This is a genomic window from Ureibacillus massiliensis 4400831 = CIP 108448 = CCUG 49529 (assembly GCF_000772965.1).
Taxonomy (GTDB): domain Bacteria; phylum Bacillota; class Bacilli; order Bacillales_A; family Planococcaceae; genus Ureibacillus; species Ureibacillus massiliensis.
In genome coordinates this window covers 39,620-58,177 of record NZ_JPVQ01000006.1, presented here as the reverse complement: position 1 = coordinate 58,177, position 18,558 = coordinate 39,620, and the positions used below count along the sequence as shown (strand labels likewise).

Here is an 18,558-nt window from a genome sequence, read left to right as displayed (position 1 = left end):
AAGTCTTTTTGAGTAAAGTAGGTGCTAGCATGCGTAAAATATACTTAGTCGGTTTTATGGGAAGTGGTAAGAGTGTAATCGGACGTAGATTGAGTTACTTTCTAAAACTCCCATATTACGACATGGATCGCGAAATTGTTCGACAACAGGGGATGACGATACCTGAAATATTTGAAAAATATGGGGAAGCCCATTTCCGAAAAATTGAGACTGAATTTTTAAGGAATTTTCGAGATGAAGCTTGTATCATTTCGACAGGTGGTGGCGTCGCGATCAATGAAGAAAATCGAAAAATTTTGCGCAAGACAGGATTAGTTTTTTTTCTGGATGCAAACTTTGAGGATATTTATAAACGTGTTAAAAATGATAAGAATCGCCCAATCGTCCAAAGTTCAACAAAAAATGAATTGGAACAATTATTTTTTACAAGAAGGAAATTTTATCGCGAAGCAGGGCATATAAGAGTATTAACGGAAGGAAGAAGTTTAAAACAAATTGTTGAATATATAGCATTCCAAGTAAATAGACTACAAGGCGAATAATGAAAGTTAAATTAATATAAAAGTTCGTGTTTTGCTTAATTTCAAAAAAACATTGCCAGCTATAGAGGTGTAATGTTAGGATATAGGCAATAAATAAATATTTTGAACTTTGAATTATTAATAATGCGGATGATTATACGGGGAGAGAACGTGAGGACACGTCGCCGAAGGAGCAAGTAGCATAGCTATGAATCTCTCAGGCAAAAAGACTCGTATAGGACGCGTCTCTGGAGAGTGCTGTATAACTTAATGTCAATTTATTGATCATTATACAGCCACCAAAGGGGAAAGCCTATTAGAAAGAAATTTTATTATAGGTGTAACTTTCAGGTGCAAGGACAGAGGATCCCTCAATTACAAGGGATTCTTCTGTCCTTTTTTGTTTTGAATGCCAATGTAAAGATTGAGTGGAATATTAATAACTTGATTTTACAAGGAGGAGACGTATTGACGACAACTTTAAAACGTACCCCATTATTTAATGAGTACGCAAAGTATGGTGGTAAGACGATTGACTTTGGTGGATGGGAGTTACCAGTGCAATTTTCTTCAATTAAAGAAGAGCATGAAGCTGTAAGAAGCCGTGCAGGCCTCTTTGATGTGTCACATATGGGCGAAATCATTGTTGAAGGAAAAGATGCAGTGCATTTTCTTCAAAGGCTATTAACAAATGATATATCAAAAATAGCAATTGGTAGTGCCCAATATAATTTAATGTGCTATGAAAATGGCGGAGTAGTAGATGATTTATTGGTATATCGACTAGAAGAATACTGTTATCTTTTATGTGTGAACGCTGCAAATATTGATAAGGATTTCGAATGGTTAAAGAATCATGTTGAAGGTAGTGTAACAGTTACCAATAGATCGAATGAATATGGACAGCTCGCGTTACAAGGGCCGCTGTCTGAAGAAGTACTTCAAGCTTTAACAGATACGAATTTATCGAATATACAATACTTCAAGTTTCAAAACGGAGTGTTAATCTCAGGACACGAAGTACTCTTGTCACGTAGTGGTTATACAGGAGAAGATGGATTTGAAATATACGGTTCACCAGAAGCAATTGTTGAATTGTGGGGAGCCATTTTAACTGCGGGTAAAGAGAAGGGTATTCTTCCTTGTGGTCTTGGCGCTCGTGATACTCTTCGATTTGAAGCCTGTCTACCGTTGTATGGGCAAGAACTTTCGAAGGATATTACTCCGCTTGAGGCTGGTATGGGATTTGTGGTGAAATTACAAAAGAATTCTGAGTTTATAGGGAGAGCGGCTTTATTAAAGCAAAAAGAAAATGGCCTAAAAAGAAAATTAGTTGGAATTGAAATGATTGATAAAGGCATCCCACGTCACGGCTATAAAATTTTAAAAAATGGTATTGAAATTGGAGAAGTAACAACGGGTACTCAGTCGCCGCTAACAAAGCGTAACATTGGGTTAGCACTAATTAATGTGGAATTTGCAACTGTTGGTACTGAACTGGAAATCGAAATTAGAAATAAAAAATTGAAGGTACTCACTGTGGAGACACCTTTTTATAAACGTTCAAAATAAATGATGAAAGAGGTTAGAGACGTGAATCATCGTTATCTCCCAATGACGGAACAAGATAAAAAAGAAATGCTTGCGACAATTGGTGTTGAAAGCATAAGTGAGTTATTTTCAGATATTCCTGAAAGTGTACGATTTAAAGGACTATATAATATTAAAGCAGCTAAATCAGAAAGTGCATTATTAAAAGAATTAAAACAGCTTGCCTCTAAAAATGAAGATACAGAAGCGAATATATCGTTTTTAGGTGCAGGTGTTTACAATCACTATAAACCTGTCATCGTAGATCATGTTATTTCGCGTTCGGAGTTTTATACAGCATATACACCTTATCAGCCCGAAATTTCCCAAGGTGAGCTGCAAGCGATTTTTGAATTCCAAACAATGATAGCAGAGCTAACTGGAATGGATTTAGCAAATTCATCAATGTATGATGGTGGAACAAGTTTGGCAGAAGCAGGGATGCTTGCAGCAGGTCAAACAAAGCGTAAAAAGATATTAGTATCTGAAGCGATTCATCCTGAGTATCGTGATGTTGTAGCAACATATGCTTACGGTCAATCTATTGAAACCGTTACAATCCCTACAGTTAATGGAGTAACAGATATCTCAGAGTTAAATAGATTAGTTGATGAAAATACTGCTGCAGTAATGGTGCAATATCCTAACTTTTTTGGTCAAATAGAAGATATTAAAGTGCTTGGAGAAATTGCTCACGAAGCTAAGGCATTATTTATCGTCTCTGCAAATCCATTGGCATTAGGAGTGCTAACACCTCCTGGAAAGCTTGGTGCAGACATTGTAGTAGGAGATGCGCAAGTTTTCGGTATTCCTGAAAGCTTTGGTGGTCCTTATTGTGGCTATTTTGCAACAACAACTAAATTAATGCGTAAAGTTCCAGGTAGATTAGTAGGCGAGACTGTAGACGGTGATGGGCGCAGAGGGTTTGTGTTAACATTACAAGCTCGTGAACAACATATCCGTCGTGAAAAAGCTACCTCTAACATTTGCTCAAACCAAGCATTGCTAGCTCTTGCAGCTTCTGTAGCAATGACTGCTCTTGGGAAAAAAGGTGTTCAAGAAATGGCAAAACAAAATATTGTAAAAACCCGCTATGCGAAAAATGCATTTGAATCAAATGGTTTCACAGTTCCATTTAAAGGACCTCATTTTAATGAAATCGTTGTTAAAACAAATAAACCCGTTCTTGAAATTAATAAAATGTTACTAGAAAAAGGGATTATCGGTGGGTATGATTTAGGACTTGTGTATCCGGAGCTTGAAAATCATACATTAATCGCAGTTACTGAATTACGAACTAAAGAAGAAATTGATCAATTAGTAGCAGAAATGGGGGCTTACAATGCGTAACGAAAATCAACCACTTATTTTTGAGTTAATTCATGAAGATCGTATTGGTTATAGCTTACCAGAACTTGATGTACCAGATGTGGAGTTAGAGGATTTATTGCCAGAAGGTTATGTACGAGAGGAAGCAGCTGAATTACCTGAAGTGTCAGAATTAGATATTATGCGTCATTATACGGCTCTTTCTCGGAGAAATCATGGGGTTGACTCAGGTTTTTATCCATTAGGCTCCTGTACAATGAAATATAATCCGAAATTAAATGAAAATGTTGCTCGTATTTCTGGATTTGCGAATATTCATCCACTTCAAGCGGAAGAAACAGTTCAAGGTGCTCTTGAATTATTATATGAGTTGCAAAGCTCTCTAAAAGAAATTACAGGAATGGATGAGGTTACGTTACAACCGGCTGCTGGTGCCCATGGTGAATGGACGGCATTGATGATGATTCGTGCTTATCACAAAGCAAATGGTGAAGGACATCGAAATAAAGTAATTGTTCCAGATTCCGCACATGGAACAAATCCTGCAAGTGCAGCTGTTGCTGGCTTTGAAACAATTACTGTCAAATCCGACGAAAATGGATTAGTAGATTTAGAGGATTTACGACGAGTCGTTGGAGATGATACAGCGGCATTAATGTTAACAAATCCAAATACATTAGGTTTATTTGAAGAAAACATCCTCGAAATTTCTGAAATCATCCATTCAGTTGGCGGTAAAGTTTATTATGATGGTGCAAATTTAAATGCTGTTATGAGTAAAGCGCGACCTGGGGATATGGGCTTTGATTGTGTGCACTTAAATTTACACAAAACCTTTACTGGTCCGCATGGCGGGGGAGGTCCAGGATCTGGTCCTGTTGGAGTAAAGGCGGATTTAATACCATTTTTACCAAAACCCGTATTAGTCAAATTAGAGGATGGTACATTCCATTTCGATTACAATCGACCACAATCTATCGGTCGAGTAAAGCCATACTACGGGAACTTTGGTATTAATGTTCGCGCTTATACTTATATTCGTACAATGGGACCTGAGGGGTTAAGGCAAGTAACAGAATATGCAGTATTGAATGCGAATTATATGATGCGCCGTTTGGAGCCATATTTTGACCTACCGTTTAATCGTCATTGTAAGCATGAATTTGTCTTATCAGGTCGTCGTCAAAAGAAACTAGGCGTTCGTACATTAGATATAGCAAAACGTTTGCTTGATTTTGGTTATCATCCACCGACAATTTACTTCCCTTTAAATGTAGAAGAGGGGATGATGATTGAGCCTACGGAAACAGAATCAAAAGAAACGTTGGATGCGTTTTGTGACATTATGATACAGATTGCCAAGGAAGCGGAAGAAAATCCTTCAATCGTTCAAGAGGCACCTCATACAACGGTTGTAAATCGGTTAGATGAAACGCGCGCAGCTAGAACACCTATACTAAGATATAAGAAAGATTATAAATAAAAAATCCGTGAGAGGTATCTCTCATGGATTTCTTTAGGTTAAACATCCAAAATTGGTTATTAAAAATGTTAAAAGATTATTAAAAAATAGTCTAGTCATTTAGGTCGTTTTTACAGTTTTAAATTGAGTTTCTACTATTATATAGTGATAAATTTATTTAGGTAAATATAGTAGGAAGTTACTAAGTAAATTAGGCAACTTATTATCTACGTCACAATAAATTTTTAATATAAAATTCTCAAACTTCGCACCTAAATAATTAGATTCGATAGTTGGCTCTATTAGGTTCTTCATGATTTCAATAAAAACCTTGACAAAGTTTTTTAAGATACAAAAAACACCTCATTCTTTGGTATAGTGGATTTGTCGAGAATACACTACCAAACAGAAGAGGTGCTTCCATTATGATAGAGCATAATGACCAAAACAATCAACTGCCAAAAGAATTAAAATCGGTATTTCGTGAATTAGAAATCGTAAAGCACCTTCGTAAAGCTGGCATTACGAAGAAGTTTGGCTTTACAACTTCCTATTTGTTTCAGCTTGTTTTTTGTTTAATCTTTCATCATAAGAGCTGGTTCACCCTTTTAAATTCAAAGAAGGGAGACCGTTACCCTGCCAAAGATTCTGTTTATCGTTTCTTGAATCATTCCAAGTTTGCATGGCGTCGCTTTTTAACGTATTTAAGTGTGCACGCCATTCAAAAGGTGGAGCAGCTGACGGATACAAAACGTCCAAAGGTATTCATCATAGACGATTCTATGTTCGACCGTAACCGCAGTAAAAAGGTGGAGCTTCTTGCGCGTTGTATGGATCATTCCTCCTTAACAAAACGCTTTTATAAAGGATTTCGCATGCTTACATTGGGTTGGTCCGATGGCTTTACATTTATGCCACTAGACTTCACATTACTAAGTTCAAAAAAGGCGCAAATCAACGGAATTTCTGAGAATATTGATAAGCGTTCTTCTGGCTATAAACGTCGTGTCGAAGCATTAGAATCTGCTCCAACCGTCATCCCAGGTATGCTTGAACGAGCATTACAAGCAGGTGTATCGGCTGACTATGTGTTACTGGATACGTGGTTTACGCAACAACCTCTTATCCAATCAATCGTTGAACTCGGTCTTGACGTCATTGGCATGGTAAAGGCAACGAACCAACGCTATTTGGTGAACAATAAAAAGCTATCTCTGAAGGAACTATATAAGGTTGCCGCACCTGTTTCTGGCAAGAAAGGCATCATGCGATCGATTCAAACAACCATGGCAAATGGCGTTCAAGTAAAAGTCGTATTTATTCAAAACCGCAATAAAAAGAGCGAATGGCTTGCGATTCTCAGCACGGATTGTACGCTTTCTGAACAAGAAATCGTCCGTATTTATGGTATGCGCTGGGATATTGAGGTCTTTTTCAAGACGACTAAATCCCTCTTACGCCTTCAAAAAGAATTTCAAGGCATGTCATATGATTTACTTATTAGCCACACAACGATTGTGTTTTCGAGATACATCGTTTTGTCCTGGCAGAATCGTTGCCATAACGATCAACGAACACTAGGTGGCATTTTTTATGAGCTATGTGATGAAGTGAACGAACTGGATTGGGCTGTCGCATTACAGCAATTAATCGAGCTTCTTGAAGATGCCTTAAAAAAGACGAATAAAACGATTCAAAAAATAATCAAAAGTCAACTACAGCAATGGATTGACGGTCTGCCTAACTATATCAAGGCTTATTTGTCGATTTCAGTCTGCGAAGTTTGAGTAAAATTTTAATAAAAATTTTACATTTAACTATGTATTGACAAAAATTGACTTGTATCTATGATTACCAGCATTGATACAAGTCAATGATAGATACGGGCGTAGAATTTATTACGCCTTTGTCTTTACTTTACCTGTCCAAGTTTTGAAGCCGCCTTGAAGTTGGTATAGTTGATTATATCCTTTTTTCTTTAAGAAAAGGGCAGCTCGTGCGCTACGACCTGAATTTTGACAGTACAAGTATACTGGTAAGTCAGGACGAATCTCTTTGTAACGTTGACGAAGCTGTGTAGATGGGATGTTTCTAGCACCAAGTATGTGTCCAGAATCAAACTCTTTTGTCTCACGTACGTCAATCAATTGGGCTTTTCGATAGCCTTGGATAAATTGTTCTTGAGATAAATTTGTTACAGATTTTTTTAAGCGGAAAGTATTAACTAGTACATAAATGATAATAAGAACTAGTATAATCGCGATAGTATAAAGAACGTTCACTGCATGTTTTCTCCTTTCATTCTACATAATCCATTATAAAAGAGAAAGTGGCGTTCGTCCAATGAGTTTGATAAAATGATATACATTGTGAGGAGATGGGAATATGAAAACAAAGTGGTACTTTATCAATTCAGGACCTTGTAGTCCATCTTATAATATGGCATTAGATGAAGCATTGTTAGATTTACATAGTAGAGGAGAAATACCTCCAGTCATTCGATTTTATGAATGGAATCCTGCTACACTATCTGTCGGATATTTTCAAAGAGCAGAAAAGGAAATAGATTTTGATAAATTGAAGGCTCAAAAAATTGGTTTTGTACGACGTCCAACAGGTGGGCGTGCAGTTTTGCATGAACACGAATTAACTTATAGTGTTATTGTAACCGAACAATATCCTGACATGCCTGCTACAGTAACGGAAGCCTATCGTGTTTTAAGCGAAGGTTTATTATTAGGTTTTCAAAATTTAGGATTAAATGCTTATTTTAGTGTACCTGATAGTGAGGAAAAACTATTAGATTTAAAGAAACCAAAAAGTGCGGTATGCTTTGATGCTCCGAGTTGGTATGAACTTGTTGTCGAAGGGAAGAAAGTTGCAGGAAGTGCTCAAACTCGACAAAAAGGTGTCATTTTACAGCATGGTGCGATATTACTAGACCTTGATGAAGATAAGTTGCTTTCTGTTTTTAAATTTCCATCCGAGGAAGCAAAAGAAAAAATGCGTACTAAGCTTCCAGAAAAAGCAGTTGCGATTAACAGAATTGCAGATCGTCGTATTACGATAGAAGAATGTGTTGTAGCATTTAAAAAAGGATTTGAGGATGCTTTGAATATTGAACTCATTCCTTATGAATTAACAGATTCTCAAAAAGACTTTGTTAAGGAATTAGAAAAAACTAAATATTTAACAGATGAATGGAATTTTAGAAAATAAATATATTACCGGAATGTACGTTTATATTTAGAAAAATTTTTTAATAGTTCCAATCCTAGTATTTTATAGGTTTTTAATATTTTTAAAAAAATCAACCCCTTGCATTGAAAGATTTTATGAGGTAATCTTTTCTAAGAAAATATTGCAACAACATCTAGTGTGCTTTTTTGTTAACATAACACTATATATTGTGTATGATAGATAGAAAGAATTTACTAGATATTGAACTTAGAAAAGGGAGGCTGGCAGATGGTATTGGCACACGCAAAAGAAACAACCATCCTCATAGATCAACTGAACAAAGACATCGAGAAATTTCCTCAAGTACATTCGATTACACCGGATATGCACATCACACATAAAGGTGTATCAAGATTAGTAATGATTGACCGTTACTCATTTAAGGATACGGAAAAGAAAACGTTAAAAACGGGTGATTTCGTAGTACTAACAATTAAAGAGGATCCGAAATTCCCAGCTCGTGGATTAGGATTTATACGATCAATTGACTTTGCTACGAAAAGAGCAGAAATTCTAATTGAGGAAGAGTATCGACACGTGCTTGACGATCCGAAAGAACAAGAAACAGGTGTTATTGTTCGTTCGATAGACGTGATTGAAAAGCCTCTTGAAGTATTTTATGAACAAATTGCAAAACGTAATGCTGCAGGTCTTGCTGCTGTTGAAAAAACGGAAGAAGATCGCGAAAAATGGTTCCAAAAGTTCTATGAGCAACTAGTGTCATTAAAATTCGTTCCTGCAGGTCGTGTACTATATGGTGCAGGTTCTCAAACGGACGTAACATTCTTCAACTGTTATGTAATGCCTTTTGTTGCCGATAGTCGTGAAGGAATTAGTGATCACCGCAAGCAAGTAATGGAGATTATGAGCCGTGGTGGCGGGGTAGGAACAAATGGTTCAACTCTTCGTCCACGAAACACATTAGCTCGTGGAGTAAATGGTAAATCAAGCGGTTCTGTATCATGGCTTGATGACATTGCTAAATTAACACATCTTGTTGAACAAGGTGGATCAAGACGCGGTGCTCAAATGATTATGCTTGCAGATTGGCATCCTGATATTGTGGAATTTATCATTTCAAAAATGCAAAATCCACGCATTTTACGTTATTTAATTGAAAATACGGAAGATGAAGTCATTAGCCGTCTAGCAAAAGAAAAATTAAATTTCAAACCTTTAACTGCTCAAGAAGAGGCAATGTATCAAGGTATTGTTAATTATAAAAATATTCCAGGGTATGGCGGCTTTAATGAAGCCATTATTAAAGATGCAGCGCAAAAGCTTCGCGATGGTGGGACATATTCTGTTCATAACCCTGAGTTTTTAACTGGTGCTAATATTTCGGTTACTTTAACGAAAGATTTTATGGCCGCTGTAGAAAATGATGAGGACTATGAACTTCGTTTCCCAGATGTAGCTAACTATACACCTGAAGAGATGGCTATTTACAATGAGAAATGGCATGAAGTAGGGGATGTTAGAGAATGGGAGAAAATGGGCTATCGTGTACGCACATATCGTAAAATTCGTGCGCGTGAACTTTGGAATTTAATCAATGTTTGTGCAACTTACGCTGCAGAACCAGGTATCTTCTTTATTGATAATGCCAACGACATGACAAATGCTCGTGCATATGGTCAAAAAGTCGTAGCAACAAATCCATGTGGAGAACAACCTCTTGCACCGTTTTCAGTATGTAATCTTGCAGCTGTTAATTTAGCTCAATTTGCGATTAAAGAGCAAAAAGCAATTGATTATGAAGCGTTAAAAGAAACTGTACGTGTAGGGGTTCGTATGCAAGATAACGTCATCGATGCTACACCTTATTTCTTAGAACAAAACCGTAAGCAAGCATTAGGTGAGCGTCGTGTTGGACTAGGGGTTATGGGTCTTGCTGACTTACTTATTTATTGTGAAAAAGAATACGGTTCAGAAGAGGGTAACAAGCTTGTTGATAAAATCTTTGAAACAATTGCGATTACCGCTTATGAAACATCCATTGAACTTGGACAAGAACGTGGCAGTTTCCCATTCTTAGAAGGTGAAACTGAAGAGGAAACAAACCGTTTAAGACAATCGTTCATTAATACTGGATATATGAGTAAAATGCCTGAACACGTTCGTCAAGGTGTGTTAGAGAAGGGAATTCGTAATTCTCACTTATTAACTGTAGCACCAACAGGATCTACTGGAACAATGGTTGGAGTGGCAACAGGATTAGAGCCTTACTTCTCATTCACATATTATCGTTCAGGACGTTTAGGTAAATTTATTGAAGTGAAAGCTGAAATCGTTCAAGAGTACTTAGAACAGCATCCAGAAGCAGATGAACATAATCTACCTAATTGGTTTATTTCATCCATGGAATTAACACCAGAAGCGCATGCTGATGTACAATGTGTGATCCAACGTTGGGTCGACTCTTCAATTTCTAAAACAGTAAATGCTCCTAAAGGGTATACGGTTGAACAAGTTCAAAAGGTCTATGAACGCCTATACAAAGGTGGAGCAAAAGGTGGAACGGTTTACGTTGATGGAAGCCGTGATTCACAAGTATTAACATTAAAAGCAGAATCGTCACACGACGAACAATTAGCATTTGATGAAGTTTTAGAAGAAAAAGTTCATGAGAAACAACCAGTAGTATTAGTGGACACGATTGCACCTCTAGAAACAACAAATGTAACAATTGGATCAGAGGTTGGTAATACATGCCCAGTATGTCGTCAAGGCACAGTAGAAGAGTTAGGTGGATGTAACACTTGTACAAGCTGTGGGGCACAGCTAAAATGCGGATTATAATCGAAAGAGAAGCCGTATTGAAGAAGTTCCTTATTCTTCATTAATTTAAACTTAATAAAATATAAAACCGGGGCAGACCTAAATTGGTCAGCCCCGGTTTCTTTCATTAACCGAAAAAATAATCGTATGTATTCTTCGCAATTAGTACAACGGTCATTACAATAAATAAAATTCGTACAAATGTCGTTCCTCTTTTTAGAGCAAATTTTGTACCGATGAATGCCCCTATCATCATGGATATCCCCATGATGATGCCATATAAGAACAATACTTCCCCGAGAAAGATAAACATGATAAGCGCGGAAATATTGCTTGTAAAGTTTAATAACTTTGCATTTCCTGCTGCCTGTAAAAAATCAAATCCCATTAATAAAAAAGCAAATATCATAAAAGAACCTGTACCTGGTCCAAAAAAGCCGTCATAAAATCCTAAAAGTATTAGACCCCCAAAAAATAAGGTCCCTGTTTTCCAATTAATAGCCTTTCTATCTTCAACACTACCCCAGTTTTTATTTAACAAAGTGTATACTAAGACGACTACTAACATGATAATAATCAAAGGCTTTAAAATCTCTGAGTCCAATAAATGAACAGTAAATGCCCCTAGCATGGAAAATGCGAATACAAATGGAACAATAGGCCCCATCAGCTTTACATCTACTTTCCCAGCTTTAAAGAATGTTAATGTGCTCGTTAGATTCCCCATAGTAGCTGCTAATTTATTCGTTGCAATCGCTGTTGAAGGGGGGAGTCCTAATGATAGTAAAGCAGGTAATGAAATTAACCCACCTCCACCAACGGTTGCATTGATAAATGAACTAATTAATCCAAAAAACACAAGAATAATACAGGTAAATAAATCCAATTCCATAATGAGATCCCCTTTAGTGTAATATCGAAATCTTATCGAATTTGTCGGAAATTGTAAATGGAATTTTGAAAATAATTAAAAAAGAGAGACTGGCGGTTTGCCAATCTCTCGATATTGTTAGTCGTGTGCTAATTCTTTTGCGATTTCAGGATTTTTTTCTACTTCGTGTAGTTTTTTGAATGAACAAATAGCTACTTCAACCATATCATCTTTAGGCTCTTTTGTCGTTAATAACTGCAGCCATAGTCCAGGGTAACCTAAATATTTTAAAACCGGTATGTTTCTTAATGCATTTGTACCTTGAAGAACTTCAAAGGAAATACCAATTACTACTGGAATTAACAAAATACGAATTAATACGCGTAACCATAGTGGATCTGTTGGGAATAAGAAATAAACGAACATCCCGACAACAACCGTAAATAAGATAAAACTAGATCCACATCGATAATGTAGACGCGATTGCTTTTGTACATTCTCAACAGTTAATTCTAAGCCTGCTTCATAACAATTAATGACCTTATGTTCTGATCCATGGTATTGGAAAACGCGCTTAATAATCGGCATCATGGAGATAAAATATAGATAGCCGAATAGCAAAATAAGCTTAAACAATGTTTCAAGTAAGATTTGCCCTGTCTTATCTGGTATCCACGGTGAAAACAATTCGGCAAGAAATACCGGAACTAATGTAAATACAAATTTACCGAATAAAAATGATAGGACCCCAACAACTGCAACGCCTAGTATCATTTGAAGCTTTGACATTTCTGGGCCTTGTTCTTCCTCTTCGCCTGGCATTACATCGTAACGATCACCAGAAAATTGCATATGTCGAGCCCCTAATCCAGCCGATTCAATTAAAGCGACATTCCCTCTTAAAAAAGGAACCTTCTTAAGTTTTTGAAGTAAGGGCTTTTTTTCCTTTTTCGCATAAAAATATTCAATAGACTCATCTTTACGACGAACCGCTGTAACAGAATGATCTTTTCCGCCGAACATAACACCTTCTAAAAGTGCTTGTCCTCCATATACAGGTGTTTTATTACTCAAGTTATGTACACCACTCTCTACTAGATTCTAAATATAGTAACTATCTCATTGTACTAAATTTTATCGAAATGCACTACTATACGCATACTAAATTTTAGTTTGGGTGAAACTAAAAGAAAAAAATGAGGTGTTTTTCATGTTGAAATTAGCATTATTAACAAGCATTGCCGCTTCCATTTTTTTAACCTTTGCACTATCTGGATTATCCTTTTTTAAATTTATCCAATGGAACCCATTGGATTATACCACTCGTTATGGCATCTTACAGGATAGTCATCCACTAGTACAATGGATTTTCCTAGCTATTTTTTTATTCGTTATTATTCTTATTTTTTATTTAATCATGCAGTATGTATCCTTTGTTCCTGCATTCTTTTCTTCATTGGTAATAGGTGGCGTCTTTGCATTATTAACCGAATGGGCAATATATGGATTACCAGCAGAGCTAGAATCGTTTACAAAATTATCAGTTCCATTCATTATTACTGTTATCGTCGCTGCTAGATTTGTTTTTGAAACGGCCAGCTTTCACTACCAAGCGAATGAGAATGAACGTCAAAATAAGTTGCCCTATAAGGACTCTGTGATAAAATAAATAGTAAATATTGGCGAAATGGGGAACCTTAGTGAAGCTTTTAGTGCTAAATGGGCCTAATCTAAATCGATTAGGAAAAAGAGAGCCAGAAATTTACGGCAAAGAAACGTTAGAAGACATTAAACAAAGATTACTACAGCTTTCCAATAAATTTCATGCAACATTAGATTTTAGACAGTCTAATCATGAAGGAGAGTTGATTGACTGGATTCATGAGGCGGAAGACACTGGGATTGACGGTATCGTTTTTAATCCTGGTGCTTATACGCATACGAGTGTTGCGCTTCGGGATGCTATTGCGAGTGTAAAAGTTCCTGTTATTGAAGTACACATTTCAAACATACATAAAAGAGAACCATTCCGACATACTTCCTTGTTAGCGGCAGAATGTGTCGGTCAAATTTGTGGTTTAGGAACTATTGGATATGATCTCGCTCTAAGAAAATTTTTAGAGCAATAAAGGGGGAACTTTAGAATGACGAAATTAGACAAGTTACGTAAATCATTGGAAGAGCAAAATGTTGATGCTTTAATTATTACAAACGAGCATAACCGTCGCTACATCACGGGTTTTACTGGGACTGCTGGAATAGCTATTGTTTCTAAAAATGATGCAGTATTTATTACAGATTTTCGATATATGGAGCAAGCGAAAAAACAAATTATAGATTTTCGTATTGTACAGCATAAAAAACAAATAATCGATGAAGTAGCAGACCAAGTGGTGGAGATGGGTATAAAATCATTAGGTTTTGAAAAAGATACGGTAACTTATAGTTTATTTGAGGAATTTCAAGCGAAAATTCAAGCGGATTTAATACCGCTTTCTGGTTTAATTGAAAAAATTCGCTTGATAAAGACAAACGAAGAGATTAATATTATTAAGGTTGCATGTGAAATTGCAGATAACGCTTTTACTCACATTTTAAATTTTATCAAGCCCGGAGTAACGGAGCTTGAAGTTTCGAATGAACTTGAATTTTTCATGAGAAAACAAGGCGCTACTTCTACATCCTTTGATACAATTGTTGCCAGTGGAACTCGTAGTGCTTTACCGCACGGAGTTGCAACAGATAAGGTGATAGAAAAGGGCGATTTCGTAACACTTGATTTTGGTGCAATATATAATGGGTACGTTTCAGATATAACACGTACGATTGCTGTTGGGAATCCATCACAACAATTAATAGAAGTGTATGAAACAGTGTTAGAGTCACAAATGTTAACATTAGAAAAAGTGGGGCCAGGCATGAGCGGTAAAGAAGCTGATGCCGTTGCTCGCGATTATTTAACGTCTAAAGGTTATGGTGAAGCATTTGGTCATTCTACAGGTCATGGTATTGGATTAGAAATTCATGAAGGACCTGCTCTTTCATTCCGCTCTGATACAATTTTAAAACCAAATATGGTCGTTACGATTGAGCCGGGCGTTTACCTACCTGGAATTGGTGGCGTACGAATTGAAGACGATATACTAATTACAGAGTCAGGTAACGAAAGACTAACTCATTCGAAAAAAGAACTAATCATTTTATAATGGAGGAGTATTCATGATTTCAGTAAACGATTTTCGTACTGGTCTAACAATTATGATTGATGGCCAATTATACCGTGTAATGGATTTCCAACACGTTAAACCAGGGAAAGGTGCAGCATTTGTACGTTCAAAACTACGTAACCTTCGTAATGGTAACGTGACAGAAAAAACTTTCCGTGCAGGTGAAAAAGTAGAAAAAGCACAAATTGATAACCGTAAAATGCAATACTTATATGCTCAAGGTGATTCACATGTATTTATGGATATGGAATCATACGAGCAAACGGAGCTATCAGCAGTTCAAATTGAAGAGGAATTAAAATACCTTCTTGAAAATATGGAAGTTTATATTCAATCATATCAAGGTGAAATGCTAGGTGTTGAATTACCAAATACAGTTGTTCTAGAAGTAAAAGAAACAGAACCAGGTATTAAAGGTGATACTGCTTCTGGTGGATCAAAACCAGCTGTTATGGAAACAGGTCTTGTTGTGCAAGTACCATTCTTCGTTAACGAAGGAGATAAATTAATTATCAATACAACTGATGGTTCATATGTATCTCGTGCTTAATCATTTTTAGCTAACTCGATTTTTCGAGTTAGCTTTTTTCATTTTATCCTGCATTTTTTAGGACAAATATTAATAAATTACATTGTAAGTCATCTATCCAATATAGATGGCTTTTTTAATTAGATAGAAGTAGGTCTATTTAATGGACCAAGCTCATATACTGCGTTACACAAGGAGGCGTCCTAATGGAGTTACAAGACGTTTTGCGAGTAGCTGGAGTAGGTTTAGTCATTGCTTTACTTCATGTCTTTTTCGAGCAAATCGGCAAAAAGGAATTTTCATTCTTCTTATATTTCATAGCATATTTATATATAACTGCAGAACTAATTCGATTTTTGCGTCTGTTCTTTGGTGATATATTAACATTCTTCCAATGGCTTAATTTAAATTAGGTAGATTATGATATTTGTATTTTATGCCGTCATTTTAATTTTAGTTTTAATATTAATTAGAGATTCGTTCGAAAAACTACACACATTAATCGCCATCATCTTTTTTTTCATACTACTACATTTTCTGTTGTCGATGCTTGTGATTCCATTTATAGAGAAACTCCTATCATATGTACACTCAGTGCCTTACATTTCACAACTTGTGTATTCTGCATTGTTTTATCAAATAGGTTCTTTAATTCACTCAATGTTTGAGGAACAGGAATACGAAGCTATTGGAGAGCTTGTAATGATAGCAGTAAGAATTGTGTTATTAACCTACTGGATTGGTGAATTTGCAGATGTACTATCAAAATTCTCTTCAATTTTAGAAAAGCTTCAATAAGGGGCTTGCATAATGAATGAAATACTAAACGTTTTTACGGATCCTCTGATTATTGCAGGGAAATCAATATTTCTAATCGTAACGTATACGGTTGTGTTTTTAGCCATTGAAGCCTTTGTGCCTAAATTTAAAAAGTGGAGTGACACGATGTTTATCGTCGTACTCGTTTTAACTTTAGGACAAACTGTTATGGATGCATTTTCATTAATGACCCAACTATCTGGGATATTTTCAAACTTCTTTTTAGCTTTATATCCAATCATCATGTCATTACTAGTTATTTTAAATTCAGTATTTTCATTTATTGCATGGAGTCCTATTATTTTCTTTATTTTTGAACTACTTATTCTACTATGTGACCGAATATTAATTCCAGCTGTATCCGTTGCACTTATCCTTGATTTTTGTACAAAGTTTATTGGAGATATGTCTTTTGGAAAAGCCTCTGATTTAATTAGGGGCACCGTCATGACATTAATTACAGCTTCAGTTTTAGCAATCGTAACTGTGCTTTCATTTACTGGAGTTGCATTCTTTACAATTGATAAAGCAATTGCGGATCCTGTTAAGAAAGTAATTGAGCAAACAATTCCAATAGTAGGCTCTCTGATTGTACAAGGTTTTTCCATTTTCCATAAATATCAATCTACTGCAACCACGGTAGCTGGATTTAGTGCAATGACTGCTTTTTGGGTAGCGGCATTTTATCCGGCTGGAAAATTACTCATTCATGCAATGACCTTTAAATTATTAGCAGCAATTATTGAACCTTTTACAAGTGGTACTGTAAGTGGACTGGTAGACGATGTTGGTAAATCACTCTTAGTTTTATGTGCTGTAGCATTTCTTTTAGGAATCGCATTTGTATTTATCTGGCTGATTTTAATGGTCATGACACAGCTTGGGGTGGGGAAAAGCTTTTGATAAAACTAGTTGCGATTATTTTAATAGGCAAGTGTTTACTACTTTTGACGGATGATAAGGACTTCATTATTTATATTAAGCTAGCAACTTTAATAATTTTTTTAACAACTATGTTAGATTTCCTAAATCTATAAAGCATAGACAGTGGTCAAGCATCATACAATGTGATGAAACGTTAAGAAAGGGGGCCGCATAGGACGTGACGTGGAAAAGAAATGGACAAAGTCAAAGACAAATCTAATATTAATACCCATCGCCCTAATTGCGTTCATTGCGTACATTTCTTCAACGTTTAATGATCCAAAAGATGAGCAGAGTGTTACATCATCAGCTGAAGGAAAGCTAGAGCAAACTTTAAAGCAAATTAGAGGCGTGGGACAAGTAAAGGTGTATTTTCATTACGATGAAGAAATTCCTGAAACAAGCAATTTGCTCAATGATTACTTTACTTCAAGCACTGGTGAAAAAATCGTATCAGGCATGCTCATCGTATCGGAAGGGGCTTCTGACCCAGCCATCAAAAATCAACTTTTGGAAACAATTAGTAGAGTAATGCAATTGCCTACTCACAGAATCATGATTGTACCTATGGAGAGTAAAGGAGATGAACAATGAAGGTAAAAAGAAGAACCGTATGGCTACTAACACTATTTAGTTTAGCTGCTGTCATTTCAGTTTATTATGTATTTGAAGGTAATCGTGATGTGAATTTAACAACGTTATTCACAGAAGATACTCTTGAAGAAACATCATTAATGGGTGTTGATGGAGTGACGAGCACAGCTACAACAACTGAAAGCTATCTATTCGATGAAATGCGAATGGAAATTAGTAATGAACGTAGTCAATTAAGAGATCAATTAACACAAAAAATGGCATCAGCTGAATACACTGCAGAAGAGAAAAATGAAGCATTCAATGAAATGAACGCACTTATTAAACAAGAGTCCTCAGAAGCCATGCTTGAAATGGTCATTAAATCACTTGGATACTCTGATGCGTTAGTTCGAATTGAAGGTGAGAAAGCACAAGTGACTGTATTAACAGATGAACTAACAACTCAACAAGCAAATGAAATAATCTTTAAAGTGAGATCTGAGCTTGAGGAAGTGCAAGAAGTTTCTGTAAATCCACAGACAAGTTATTATTGATAGAATAATATTTTATAACAGAAATTGACGTATAAAAGTAAAGAACAGTGCTTAGAAACAATGTATAAGCACTGTTTTTTATGTTATTCATATAAAAACTAAAATTATTTGTTTCAAAATCAATGAAAAAAATAT

General features: G+C 36.0%; 19 protein-coding genes and 1 riboswitch. Of the genes, 16 read left to right on the top strand and 3 right to left on the bottom strand.

The genetic code is table 11. The annotated features are described in order from the left end of the window. Positions 1–29 precede the first annotated feature (29 nt). The 5 genes from CD30_RS05300 to CD30_RS05280 all read left to right on the top strand — a co-directional run bounded on the left by CD30_RS05300 (position 30) and on the right by CD30_RS05280 (position 6,689). Positions 30–542, top strand: a complete 513-nt coding sequence (locus CD30_RS05300; RefSeq protein ID WP_036173484.1) for a shikimate kinase — start codon at positions 30–32, stop codon at positions 540–542. A gap of 129 nt (positions 543–671) precedes the next feature. Beyond that, positions 672–764: riboswitch (glycine riboswitch) on the top strand. 225 nt (positions 765–989) lie between these two features. Further along, positions 990–2,093 (top strand): glycine cleavage system aminomethyltransferase GcvT, encoded by a 1,104-nt coding sequence (gene gcvT, locus CD30_RS05295; protein ID WP_036173481.1) that lies wholly within the window; start codon positions 990–992, stop codon positions 2,091–2,093. 21 nt (positions 2,094–2,114) lie between these two features. After that, the gene (gene gcvPA / locus CD30_RS05290; protein ID WP_036173663.1) at positions 2,115–3,461 is read left to right on the top strand and encodes an aminomethyl-transferring glycine dehydrogenase subunit GcvPA; all 1,347 of its coding nucleotides are present in this window, start codon (positions 2,115–2,117) and stop codon (positions 3,459–3,461) included. Next, positions 3,454–4,923, top strand: coding sequence for an aminomethyl-transferring glycine dehydrogenase subunit GcvPB (gcvPB, locus tag CD30_RS05285; RefSeq protein WP_036173479.1), 1,470 nt, complete (start codon positions 3,454–3,456; stop codon positions 4,921–4,923). The genes gcvPA and gcvPB overlap by 8 nt, the downstream gene beginning before the upstream one ends. A 404-nt stretch (positions 4,924–5,327) precedes the next feature. Further along, positions 5,328–6,689 (top strand): IS4 family transposase, encoded by a 1,362-nt coding sequence (locus tag CD30_RS05280; RefSeq protein WP_036173477.1) that lies wholly within the window; start codon positions 5,328–5,330, stop codon positions 6,687–6,689. A 111-nt stretch (positions 6,690–6,800) separates the two neighbouring features. Here CD30_RS05280 and CD30_RS05275 read toward each other — a convergent pair whose 3' ends face one another. Further along, positions 6,801–7,184, bottom strand: a complete 384-nt coding sequence (locus tag CD30_RS05275) for a rhodanese-like domain-containing protein (RefSeq protein WP_036173468.1) — start codon at positions 7,182–7,184, stop codon at positions 6,801–6,803. A gap of 103 nt (positions 7,185–7,287) precedes the next feature. Here CD30_RS05275 and CD30_RS05270 point away from each other — a divergent pair, with 103 nt between their 5' ends. Beyond that, positions 7,288–8,121, top strand: coding sequence for a lipoate--protein ligase family protein (locus CD30_RS05270; protein WP_036173465.1), 834 nt, complete (start codon positions 7,288–7,290; stop codon positions 8,119–8,121). A 249-nt stretch (positions 8,122–8,370) separates the two neighbouring features. Beyond that, entirely contained in the window at positions 8,371–10,944 is a 2,574-nt protein-coding gene (locus CD30_RS05265; protein ID WP_036173462.1) for a vitamin B12-dependent ribonucleotide reductase, read from the top strand. Positions 10,945–11,050: 106 nt separating this feature from the next. Here CD30_RS05265 and CD30_RS05260 read toward each other — a convergent pair whose 3' ends face one another. Beyond that, positions 11,051–11,815 carry a TSUP family transporter gene (locus CD30_RS05260; RefSeq protein WP_036173459.1) on the bottom strand — a complete coding sequence of 255 codons (765 nt, stop codon included), beginning with the start codon at positions 11,813–11,815 and terminating at the stop codon, positions 11,051–11,053. A gap of 117 nt (positions 11,816–11,932) precedes the next feature. Next, the gene (locus CD30_RS05255; RefSeq protein WP_408056738.1) at positions 11,933–12,817 is read right to left on the bottom strand and encodes a DUF1385 domain-containing protein; all 885 of its coding nucleotides are present in this window, start codon (positions 12,815–12,817) and stop codon (positions 11,933–11,935) included. Between the two features lie 187 nt (positions 12,818–13,004). On the opposite strand from CD30_RS05255, the gene CD30_RS05250 reads away from it, so the two are divergent. The 9 genes from CD30_RS05250 to CD30_RS05210 all read left to right on the top strand — a co-directional run bounded on the left by CD30_RS05250 (position 13,005) and on the right by CD30_RS05210 (position 18,423). Beyond that, complete coding sequence (locus tag CD30_RS05250; RefSeq protein WP_036173453.1) at positions 13,005–13,463, top strand: hypothetical protein; 459 nt, start codon at positions 13,005–13,007, stop codon at positions 13,461–13,463. Positions 13,464–13,494: 31 nt separating this feature from the next. After that, a complete protein-coding gene (gene aroQ / locus CD30_RS05245; protein ID WP_036173442.1) occupies positions 13,495–13,923 on the top strand; it encodes a type II 3-dehydroquinate dehydratase in 429 nt (142 codons plus the stop codon). A gap of 15 nt (positions 13,924–13,938) precedes the next feature. Beyond that, positions 13,939–15,000, top strand: coding sequence for a M24 family metallopeptidase (locus CD30_RS05240; protein ID WP_036173439.1), 1,062 nt, complete (start codon positions 13,939–13,941; stop codon positions 14,998–15,000). Positions 15,001–15,013: 13 nt separating this feature from the next. Further along, complete coding sequence (efp, locus tag CD30_RS05235) at positions 15,014–15,571, top strand: elongation factor P (RefSeq protein ID WP_036173436.1); 558 nt, start codon at positions 15,014–15,016, stop codon at positions 15,569–15,571. 185 nt (positions 15,572–15,756) lie between these two features. Further along, on the top strand, positions 15,757–15,963 hold the full coding sequence (locus CD30_RS05230; RefSeq protein ID WP_036173433.1) for a hypothetical protein: 207 nt from the start codon (positions 15,757–15,759) through the stop codon (positions 15,961–15,963). Positions 15,964–15,970: 7 nt separating this feature from the next. After that, positions 15,971–16,348, top strand: coding sequence for a hypothetical protein (locus CD30_RS20290; protein ID WP_036173420.1), 378 nt, complete (start codon positions 15,971–15,973; stop codon positions 16,346–16,348). Between the two features lie 12 nt (positions 16,349–16,360). After that, complete coding sequence (locus CD30_RS05220; protein WP_036173419.1) at positions 16,361–17,272, top strand: stage III sporulation protein AE; 912 nt, start codon at positions 16,361–16,363, stop codon at positions 17,270–17,272. A gap of 204 nt (positions 17,273–17,476) precedes the next feature. Then, entirely contained in the window at positions 17,477–17,887 is a 411-nt protein-coding gene (locus tag CD30_RS05215; protein ID WP_036173418.1) for a hypothetical protein, read from the top strand. Further along, positions 17,884–18,423, top strand: coding sequence for a SpoIIIAH-like family protein (locus tag CD30_RS05210; RefSeq protein WP_036173416.1), 540 nt, complete (start codon positions 17,884–17,886; stop codon positions 18,421–18,423). The genes CD30_RS05215 and CD30_RS05210 overlap by 4 nt, the downstream gene beginning before the upstream one ends. Positions 18,424–18,558: the final 135 nt, after the last annotated feature.